Source organism: Bacillus sp. 05T31 (assembly GCF_056396725.1).
In genome coordinates, this window is the sequence record NZ_JBFTMA010000174.1 from 1 (window position 1) to 8,687 (window position 8,687).

The 8,687-nt window shown below is 36.1% G+C and carries 12 protein-coding genes and 1 pseudogene; 11 read left to right on the plus strand and 2 right to left on the minus strand.

Annotated features, from left to right (window positions below; all coding sequences use genetic code 11):
* Window positions 1-103 precede the first annotated feature (103 nt).
* From AC1DJR_RS12970 to AC1DJR_RS13010, 9 genes are all read left to right on the plus strand, one after another.
* A complete protein-coding gene (locus AC1DJR_RS12970; protein WP_002125965.1) occupies window positions 104-793 on the plus strand; it encodes a class I SAM-dependent methyltransferase in 690 nt (229 codons plus the stop codon).
* Complete coding sequence (locus tag AC1DJR_RS12975; RefSeq protein WP_088035087.1) at window positions 790-1,476, plus strand: glycosyltransferase family protein; 687 nt, start codon at window positions 790-792, stop codon at window positions 1,474-1,476. Before AC1DJR_RS12970 ends, AC1DJR_RS12975 begins: the two co-directional genes overlap by 4 nt.
* A gap of 11 nt (window positions 1,477-1,487) precedes the next feature.
* Window positions 1,488-2,168: a glycosyltransferase family protein gene (locus tag AC1DJR_RS12980; RefSeq protein ID WP_477002765.1), complete on the plus strand. Its 681-nt coding sequence runs from the start codon at window positions 1,488-1,490 to the stop codon at window positions 2,166-2,168.
* Window positions 2,169-2,182: 14 nt separating this feature from the next.
* Entirely contained in the window at window positions 2,183-2,920 is a 738-nt protein-coding gene (locus tag AC1DJR_RS12985) for a sugar phosphate nucleotidyltransferase (protein WP_002011380.1), read from the plus strand.
* 8 nt (window positions 2,921-2,928) lie between these two features.
* On the plus strand, window positions 2,929-3,474 hold the full coding sequence (gene rfbC, locus AC1DJR_RS12990; protein WP_002011381.1) for a dTDP-4-dehydrorhamnose 3,5-epimerase: 546 nt from the start codon (window positions 2,929-2,931) through the stop codon (window positions 3,472-3,474).
* A 15-nt stretch (window positions 3,475-3,489) separates the two neighbouring features.
* Window positions 3,490-4,461 carry a dTDP-glucose 4,6-dehydratase gene (gene rfbB, locus AC1DJR_RS12995; protein WP_044437803.1) on the plus strand — a complete coding sequence of 324 codons (972 nt, stop codon included), beginning with the start codon at window positions 3,490-3,492 and terminating at the stop codon, window positions 4,459-4,461.
* Between the two features lie 11 nt (window positions 4,462-4,472).
* The gene (gene rfbD / locus AC1DJR_RS13000; protein ID WP_002011383.1) at window positions 4,473-5,327 is read left to right on the plus strand and encodes a dTDP-4-dehydrorhamnose reductase; all 855 of its coding nucleotides are present in this window, start codon (window positions 4,473-4,475) and stop codon (window positions 5,325-5,327) included.
* 108 nt (window positions 5,328-5,435) lie between these two features.
* Window positions 5,436-6,206 carry an enoyl-ACP reductase FabI gene (fabI, locus tag AC1DJR_RS13005; protein ID WP_002011384.1) on the plus strand — a complete coding sequence of 257 codons (771 nt, stop codon included), beginning with the start codon at window positions 5,436-5,438 and terminating at the stop codon, window positions 6,204-6,206.
* 147 nt (window positions 6,207-6,353) lie between these two features.
* On the plus strand, window positions 6,354-6,872 hold the full coding sequence (locus tag AC1DJR_RS13010) for a CotO family spore coat protein (RefSeq protein WP_181295479.1): 519 nt from the start codon (window positions 6,354-6,356) through the stop codon (window positions 6,870-6,872).
* 48 nt (window positions 6,873-6,920) lie between these two features.
* Here the strand turns inward: AC1DJR_RS13010 and cotY are convergent.
* A pseudogene (cotY, locus tag AC1DJR_RS13015) lies at window positions 6,921-7,109 on the minus strand (spore coat protein CotY); the annotation flags it as partial.
* Between the two features lie 99 nt (window positions 7,110-7,208).
* Between cotY and AC1DJR_RS13020 the strand changes: the two are divergent.
* Together AC1DJR_RS13020 and AC1DJR_RS13025 are read left to right on the plus strand one after the other, a co-directional pair.
* On the plus strand, window positions 7,209-7,568 hold the full coding sequence (locus AC1DJR_RS13020) for a DUF1360 domain-containing protein (RefSeq protein ID WP_113769136.1): 360 nt from the start codon (window positions 7,209-7,211) through the stop codon (window positions 7,566-7,568).
* A 164-nt stretch (window positions 7,569-7,732) separates the two neighbouring features.
* Window positions 7,733-7,918, plus strand: a complete 186-nt coding sequence (locus AC1DJR_RS13025; RefSeq protein ID WP_044438098.1) for a hypothetical protein — start codon at window positions 7,733-7,735, stop codon at window positions 7,916-7,918.
* A gap of 76 nt (window positions 7,919-7,994) precedes the next feature.
* Here AC1DJR_RS13025 and exsF read toward each other — a convergent pair whose 3' ends face one another.
* Window positions 7,995-8,498 carry an exosporium protein ExsF gene (exsF, locus tag AC1DJR_RS13030; RefSeq protein ID WP_477002766.1) on the minus strand — a complete coding sequence of 168 codons (504 nt, stop codon included), beginning with the start codon at window positions 8,496-8,498 and terminating at the stop codon, window positions 7,995-7,997.
* Window positions 8,499-8,687 lie beyond the last annotated feature (189 nt).

Here is an 8,687-nt window from a genome sequence, read left to right on the forward strand (position 1 = left end):
GCTATATATTAGAGTATCGGTAATGCAACCAATAGAGATGACATCCTTTGTAGAATATCTTTTGTTTATATTTCAAATTCAATTTGCATAAGGAGTGTGTGAAATGAATCGGGAGAAAAGTTCTTTATACGAAGAAAAATCTGAACATTATTATAACGCGATAAATCCTAATTTATTCAAGCATATAAAAAAGGAATGGCAAGAAGTTCTTGATATTGGTTGCTCGAGCGGTGCATTAGGAGCGGCTATAAAAGAAAATGGAGCACGTGTATCAGGAATTGAGGCGTTCCCAGAGGCTGCCGAAAAAGCGAAAGAAAAACTAGATCATGTTATTTTAGGTGATATAGAAACAATGGATCTTCCTTATGAGAAGGAACAATTTGATTGTGTCATATTCGGGGATGTATTAGAGCATTTATTTGATCCGTGGGCTGTCATAAAGAAAGTAAAGCCATATATAAAAGAAAATGGTGTGATTTTAGCTAGCATACCAAACGTTGCGCACATTTCAGTATTAGCTCCCTTACTCGCTGGAAATTGGACGTATACAGAATATGGCTTATTAGATAAAACGCATATTCGTTTCTTTACTTTTAATGAAATGCTAAGAATGTTTTTAAAAGCAGGATATTCTATTAGTAAAGTAGATCGTGTATATGTTGATCATAAAATATATGAGCCACTTATTGAAGAGTTATATGGAATTTGTAAAAAGTATCGTCTTGGAAGTGGCTTCATGGCTGAGACAGTTGTATTTCAATATATTATTGAAGCAGAAAAATCACAATTATGAGTGCTGCAGAAAAAACAATACTATTTGTTACATGTATAAATGATCGGAAATTGTATGCACAATGTGCGCGACATATATTGAAATTGGCAGTACCTCCTGGGTATACTATACAATTTATGCCGATTCGAAATGCAAAAAGTATGACGAGCGGATACAATCAAGCCATTTCACATCCAGCGAAGTATAAAGTGTATTTACACCAAGATGTCTTTATTATAAATGGAGCCTTTCTATACGGATTAATTCAATTATTTGAGGAGCATGAACATCTTGGGATGATTGGGATGGTTGGATCCCAATATGTTCCTCCAACTGGTGTATGGAACGAAGGGCGTGGGATTGTCGGGAAAGTCATTGGTTATATGAACGATTTGTTTTATATGGCAAGTTTAGAGCAACCATTTCATGAATCGAAAACATTTATTCCTGTGGAATGTATTGACGGTTTATTGATGGCGACACAATATGATATTCCGTGGCGAGAGGACTTATTTGATGGGTTTGATTTTTATGATGTATCCCAATCTTTTGAATTTAAAAAAGCTGGGTATACAGTCGGTGTCCCTGTGCAGCGTGATGCTTGGTGTATYCATTATCATTTYGATGTRAATATGACGAACTATGAAAAGTATAGAAAAGTATTTGTAGAGAACTATATGTCAGATGTGAATAAGGAAGAATAGAGGGCTACAAAATGAAAGATCATACAATATTAGTCGTTGTTTGTGTCAATAATGAAGAGCTTTTCGAGCAATGCGAAAGGCAAATAAGAAACATTGTTGTTCCCCCTGGCTATGTAGTGCAAATTTTTCCGATACGAGATGCGAAAAGTATGGCAAGTGCGTACAATCGAGCACTTTCATATCCGGCGAAATATAAAGTATATATACATCAAGATACTTACCTTATTAATCGTGATATGTTTTGTACCCTCATTTCTCTTTTTAAAGAAAATGAAAAGCTTGGTTTAATTGGAGTAGCTGGTGCTCAGTTTTTACCGAGTAACGGGATATGGTGGGAAGGGAAAAATTTAGTAGGGAAAGTGATTGARTACAGAAGACAGAATTATCAATTATTAAATTTGGATCAGGGGTTTTATGGAAATCAATCTTTTATGTCARTGCAAGCAATCGATGGTTTACTCATGGCAACGCAGTATGATATTCCGTGGAGAGAGGATTTGTTTCAAGGATTCCATTTCTATGATGTGTCACAGTCTTTAGAATTTCAAAAGGCTGGATATTTAATTGGTATTCCTAATCAAGCAAATCTATGGTGTATTCATTACAACGGAGATGAGTTTGATGCGGATACATATGAGAAATACCGGGGAATTTTTGTGGAACATTATAAAGAGGTGCTATCTCCATCATAAGGGAGAGATGAAGGATGAAAGGGATTATTTTAGCAGGCGGGACAGGATCGAGATTATATCCAATAACGAAAGTAACGAATAAACATTTACTTCCCGTTGGGCGGTATCCGATGATTTATCATGCGGTATATAAGCTGAAGCGATGTGAAATTACAGATATTATGATTATTACAGGTAAAGAGCATATGGGAGATGTTGTGAGCTTTCTAGGAAGTGGTCAAGAGTTTGGTGTATCCTTTACGTATCGTGTGCAAGATAAGGCGGGTGGGATTGCGCAGGCGCTAGGACTTTGTGAAGATTTCGTAGGAAATGATCGGATGGTAGTTATATTAGGAGATAATATCTTTTCAGATGATATTTGCCCGTATGTTAAAGAGTTTGCAAGTCAAAAAGAAGGGGCTAAAGTGCTGCTTCAATCTGTAGAAGATCCCGAGCGATTTGGTGTAGCACATATTAAAGGCCGAAAAATAATTGAAATTGAAGAAAAGCCGAATGAGCCGAAAAGTTCTTATGCTGTTACGGGAATTTATTTGTATGATTCGAAAGTCTTTTCTTATATAAAAGAATTAAAACCTTCCGCAAGAGGGGAACTTGAAATTACAGATATAAATAATTGGTATTTAAAACGAGGAGTACTTACTTATAATGAAATGAGTGGCTGGTGGACTGATGCGGGAACGCATGCTTCTCTTCAAAGAGCGAATACGTTAGCGCGGGATATAAACTTTGGGAAACAGTTTAATGGAGAATAGGTGAAAATATGAAAGTTGTAGAAACAAATTTTACCGATGCAAAATTGTTAGAACCGAGATTGTTTGAAGACGAGCGAGGTTTTTTTACTGAAAGTTATAATAAGAAGATGCTAGAATCGTTAGGGATTACGCATTCATTTCTGCAAGATAACGTATCTTATTCAGCGCATTCGGGGACGATTCGAGGGCTACACTTTCAAAAAAATCCGAAAGCACAAACGAAACTCATTCAAGTTATGCAAGGTGCAATATATGATGTTATCGTTGATTTGCGAAAAGATTCACCTACATTTAAAAAGTGGAGAGGTTATATTTTAAGTGCGGATAATCATAGGCAATTATTAGTGCCGAAAGGATTTGCTCATGGTTTTTGTACACTTGTACCTCATACAATTGTTATGTATAAAGTAGATGAGTATTATAGTGCTGATCACGATTCCGGTTTGCTTTGGGAAGATAAAGAATTATCAATTCCATGGCCGGTAACAAATCCTATCTTGTCCGATAAGGATCGAATATTACCATTACTTCAGGAATATGAAGATAGTTTTTAAGTAGGAGAGTTGTTTATGAATATATTAGTTACAGGTGGAGCTGGATTTATTGGAAGTAATTTCATTCACTATATGTTAAAAAACTATGAAACATATAAAATCATTAATTACGATGCATTAACATATAGCGGGAATTTAAATAATGTAAAGTCTATTCAAGAAAATCCTAACTACTCATTTGTAAAAGGGAAAATCCAAAATGGAGAGCTGCTGGAACATGTTGTTAAGGAACGTGACGTGCAAGTAATTGTAAATTTCGCAGCTGAATCACATGTGGATCGTAGTATTGAAAACCCAATTCCTTTTTATGATACGAATGTAATAGGTACAGTCACGCTGTTGGAGTTAGTGAAAAAATATTCACATATTAAACTCGTGCAAGTATCAACAGATGAAGTATACGGTTCTTTAGGGAAAACCGGGAAATTTATAGAGGAAACCCCGCTAGCTCCTAATAGTCCATATTCTTCAAGTAAAGCGAGTAGCGACATGATAGCCTTATCTTATTATGAAACGTATCAATTACCAGTTATTATAACGCGTTGTTCTAATAACTACGGACCGTACCAATATCCTGAGAAATTAATTCCGTTAATGGTTACGAATGCGCTTGAAGGAAAGAAACTACCATTATATGGTGATGGATTGAATGTAAGGGATTGGCTGCATGTAACGGATCATTGTAGTGCAATTGACACCGTTTTGCATAAGGGATGTGTAGGAGAGGTGTATAATATCGGCGGAAATAACGAAAAAACAAATGTAGATGTTGTGGAACAAATTATAAAACTTTTAGGAAAAACGAAAAAAGATATTGAATTTGTAACAGACCGTTTAGGTCACGACCGTCGTTATGCGATTGATGCACAAAAAATGAAGAATGAGTTTGAATGGGAACCGAAGTATACGTTCGAACAAGGATTAAAAGAAACGGTGGAATGGTATAAAAACAATGTGGACTGGTGGAAACCACTAAAAGAAAAGTAAGGGGCATGTAGATGAAAGAACGGATTATCATAACGGGAGCGAACGGTCAGCTAGGGAAGCAACTACAAGAAGAGTTGAATTCTGAGGAATATGACATATATCCATTTGATAAAAAGTTATTAGATGTAACAAATATATCCCGAATTAAGCAAGTGGTACAAGAAATAAAGCCACATACAATTGTTCATTGTGCAGCGTATACGAAGGTAGATGGTGCTGAGAAAGAACAGGATCTTGCTTACTTAATAAATGCGATTGGAGCTCGAAATGTAGCGGTTGCTTCACAATTAGTAGGGGCTAAGTTAGTGTATGTCAGTACCGATTATGTATTTCCAGGTGACAAACCGGATGGCTATCATGAATTTCATAATCCAGCACCGATAAATATATATGGAGCTTCTAAATTTGCAGGAGAGCAGTTCGTAAAAGAGTTACATAATAAATATTTTATAGTTCGTACATCGTGGTTGTATGGTAAGTATGGAAATAATTTTGTGAAAACGATGCTACGATTAGGAAAAGAGAGAGAAAACATATCTGTTGTAGCGGATCAAATTGGCTCTCCTACGTACGTGGCAGATTTAAATATGATGATTAATAAGCTCATTCACACTTCTTTATACGGTACGTATCACGTATCCAATAGAGGATCATGTTCTTGGTTTGAATTTGCCCAAAAAATATTTTCGTATGCAAATATGAAAGTGAATGTATTACCTGTTTCAACTGAAGAATTCGGATCGGCGGCTGCGAGACCAAAATATTCTATCTTTCAACATAACATGCTACGATTAAATGGTTTTTTACAAATGCCTACTTGGGAAGAAGGATTAGAAAGGTTTTTTATAGAAACAAAAAGTCATTAACAAATTTATGTTAGTGACTTTTTTGTTTGCCTTTAAGAGGTTTTATGGTACTATAATTATAGTATCAGGTACTAATAACAAGTATAAGTATTTCTGGGAGGATATATCATGGAACTATTACAAGGGAAAACATTTGTTGTTATGGGCGTTGCGAACCAAAGAAGTATTGCATGGGGAATTGCTCGCTCTTTGCATAATGCAGGTGCAAAATTAATATTCACATATGCAGGAGAGCGTTTAGAAAGAAACGTTCGTGAACTAGCGGAAACATTAGAAGGACAAGAATCACTTGTATTACCTTGTGATGTAACGAATGATGAAGAACTTACAGCTTGCTTTGAAACTATTAAGCAAGAAGTTGGTACAATTCACGGTGTTGCACACTGTATTGCTTTTGCAAATCGTGATGATTTAAAAGGTGAATTTGTAGATACTTCTCGCGATGGATTTTTACTTGCACAAAATATTAGTGCATTTTCTTTAACAGCTGTAGCAAGAGAAGCGAAGAAAGTGATGACAGAAGGCGGAAATATTTTAACTTTAACATATCTTGGCGGCGAGCGCGTTGTGAAAAACTATAACGTTATGGGTGTTGCGAAAGCTTCGTTAGAAGCTAGCGTGAAATATTTAGCGAACGATTTAGGACAACATGGCATTCGCGTTAACGCTATTTCTGCAGGACCAATTCGTACGTTATCTGCGAAAGGTGTAGGCGACTTTAACTCAATCTTAAAAGAAATTGAGGAACGCGCACCACTTCGTCGTGCGACGACTCCAGAAGAAGTTGGAGATACAGCAGTATTCTTATTCAGTGATTTAGCACGCGGAGTAACAGGTGAAAACATTCATGTTGATTCAGGATATCATATTTTAGGATAAATATAATAGGAATTAAAGTTTAAAAAGGACAGTCTCTAAACGTTGAGACTGTCCTTTTTAATTGTTCTCAGAAAGAACGATTTTTAACGAAAGTTCTAGCCACGTTATGAATATAACTATAATAGTACACGATTTATCCAGCTACGTATGGAAGTGGGAGGGACGAGTGTGAAGAATAAAAATAAAAGTTCAACAGTTGGAAAACCGTTGTTATATATTGCACAAGTAAATTTAGAACTCGCTGCACCGAAAATAAAAAGAATTATTTTAACAAATTTTGAAGATGAGGATCAAAAAGAGCAAAGTAATAGAAATGAAAGTATTGTAAGTAGTGCTGTGGAAGAAGTGGTAGAACAAGAGAAACAAGAACCACGAGAGGAGCCTCAAGTGGAGGTGGAAGAAAAAGTAGAGGAAGAGCAAGTGAGAACGGTCCCTTACAATAAATCCTTTAAGGATATGAATAATGAAGAAAAAATTCATTTTTTATTAAATCGGCCTCATTACATTCCGAAAGTAAGATGTAGAATAAGAACGACGACCGTCTCATATATAGGATCGATTATATCTTACCGTAATGGCATTGTATCCATTATGCCACCAAATAGTATGAGAGATATTCGATTATCTATAGAAGACATCAAATCGATTGATATGGCCGGCTTTTAAATATGTAAAGGTGGTAGAAAGCTTCTACCACCCCAATAGTTTTTTAGTTTACTTAACTATAGAAACGTCGCGTAAGCACTGAATAGCACAGAAGCAGCTTAAATCAACAGTAATGCAAGTAGATGTCGAGATTAATCTTGCATTTGGTATAGCTAAAAACGTACAAATTGGATCGTCGCCAGGTGGTACAGGAGACCCATCACCTAATACTACAGTTAACACACGTAGGACAGCACTTGTATTTACATTAATAAGATATTGGAGTGGGGGAGATTTGGTCACAATCTTAAGACCTTTTTTTTTAAATAGGCTAAAGAGGRTAGGGAAGGTGGAATTATGTTATTTACAAGCTGGCTTTTATTTTTTATTTTTGCGCTAGCTGCATTTAGGTTAACTCGTCTTATTGTTTATGATAAAATTACAGTTTTTTTGCGAAGACCGTTTATTGATGAGTTAGAGATTACAGAGCCTGATGGAAGTGTATCGACTTTTACAAAGGTGAAAGGGAAAGGATTAAGAAAGTGGATTGGAGAATTATTAAGCTGCTATTGGTGTACAGGTGTGTGGGTTAGTGCTTTTTTATTAGTTTTATATAAATGGATTCCTATTGTTGCAGAGCCTGTACTAGCATTATTAGCCATTGCAGGTGCAGCAGCGATCATTGAAACAATTACAGGATATTTTATGGGAGAATAATAAAGTGAAAATTTAATCAGTGGGGGGCATCCCTCGCTAATTATCAGCCCTCACCAATCGCGATAAATTTTCATGATGTTAGAAAAAGCGGAGTTTAAGAGGATGCGGGAACGGAAATAAGGAGTTGTTCATATAGTGAATAGACAGAATTGACAGTAGAGGAGATGTTTGCTGTGAGCAATAATCCAAGGCGAAATTCATATGACCTGCAGCAGTGGTATAACATACAGCAACAGCAACAAGCACAACATCAGGCATATCAAGAGCAATTACAGCAACAAGGGTTTGTGAAAAAAAAGGGATGCAACTGTGGGAAAAAGAAGAATACAATAAAACAATATGAAGAATGAAACACTCATGTTACGGTGAGTGTTTTTTATTGTAAAAATAAAAAGCGGTATTTCAATGAAGAAATACCGCTTTTTACTAGCTAATTTGTGCAACTGTTAATGCTGCAGCACGGACGTCTACAGTTCCAAGCAGTTCAACTGGTACAATTTGAATTAAGTCACCAGGGTTTAAGTTAATAAGAATAACACCACTGGATACGTCTACTTCACCAGTACCAATAACGTTAGAGCGAACCGCTGTACCTGATCCAGGAATAATGTTAGCTGGTGTACCTAATGATAAGAAGAAACGACCAGCTTCTGGTGCAGTAGGAACGTTATCAAGACTGATCGTTAATGTATAACTGATTTGATAAATACCAGCTACTTGAATTCGAATACCGTCTCCGACACTTACTGTATTATTTATTACAGGAACAGTAATATTTGGGTTTGGACTTACGCTAGGTAATAGTAGTGGTGTGATTAGTGAAGCGAACTGAGGTGCAGAAGCGTTGAAAGCAAAACCGAAGGCAGGTAGTGTACTAGCTGGTTTCGCCTCACAATCAATGTTATTAAATTCGCAATCAGAAGAGAACATGTTTTTCACTCCTTTATCTGTTTCTACTTTTAGTTAATGAAAAGGACAGGTTCTATGTTCTAGACAAGTTCCCAATTTTATAAAAAATACATAATAATACCTTTTAAGCATGGATTGGGTGGCAGAATCATCTGCCACCCAATCCATGCTTAAATTAGTATTCAGTTTTATATAGAAACATCGCGTAAG

What these genes read in the sequence shown, in the direction of transcription:
- AC1DJR_RS13010 (WP_181295479.1), top strand. Translation starts at nt 6,354, where the DNA reads ATGGAAGTGGGAGGGACGAGTGTGAAGAATAAAAATAAAAGTTCAACA.
- rfbD (WP_002011383.1), top strand. Translation starts at nt 4,473, where the DNA reads ATGAAAGAACGGATTATCATAACGGGAGCGAACGGTCAGCTAGGGAAG.
- rfbB (WP_044437803.1), top strand. Translation starts at nt 3,490, where the DNA reads ATGAATATATTAGTTACAGGTGGAGCTGGATTTATTGGAAGTAATTTC.
- fabI (WP_002011384.1), top strand. Translation starts at nt 5,436, where the DNA reads ATGGAACTATTACAAGGGAAAACATTTGTTGTTATGGGCGTTGCGAAC.
- rfbC (WP_002011381.1), top strand. Translation starts at nt 2,929, where the DNA reads ATGAAAGTTGTAGAAACAAATTTTACCGATGCAAAATTGTTAGAACCG.
- AC1DJR_RS13025 (WP_044438098.1), top strand. Translation starts at nt 7,733, where the DNA reads ATGTTTGCTGTGAGCAATAATCCAAGGCGAAATTCATATGACCTGCAG.
- AC1DJR_RS12985 (WP_002011380.1), top strand. Translation starts at nt 2,183, where the DNA reads ATGAAAGGGATTATTTTAGCAGGCGGGACAGGATCGAGATTATATCCA.
- exsF (WP_477002766.1), bottom strand. Translation starts at nt 8,498, where the DNA reads ATGTTCTCTTCTGATTGCGAATTTAATAACATTGATTGTGAGGCGAAA.
- AC1DJR_RS13020 (WP_113769136.1), top strand. Translation starts at nt 7,209, where the DNA reads ATGTTATTTACAAGCTGGCTTTTATTTTTTATTTTTGCGCTAGCTGCA.
- AC1DJR_RS12970 (WP_002125965.1), top strand. Translation starts at nt 104, where the DNA reads ATGAATCGGGAGAAAAGTTCTTTATACGAAGAAAAATCTGAACATTAT.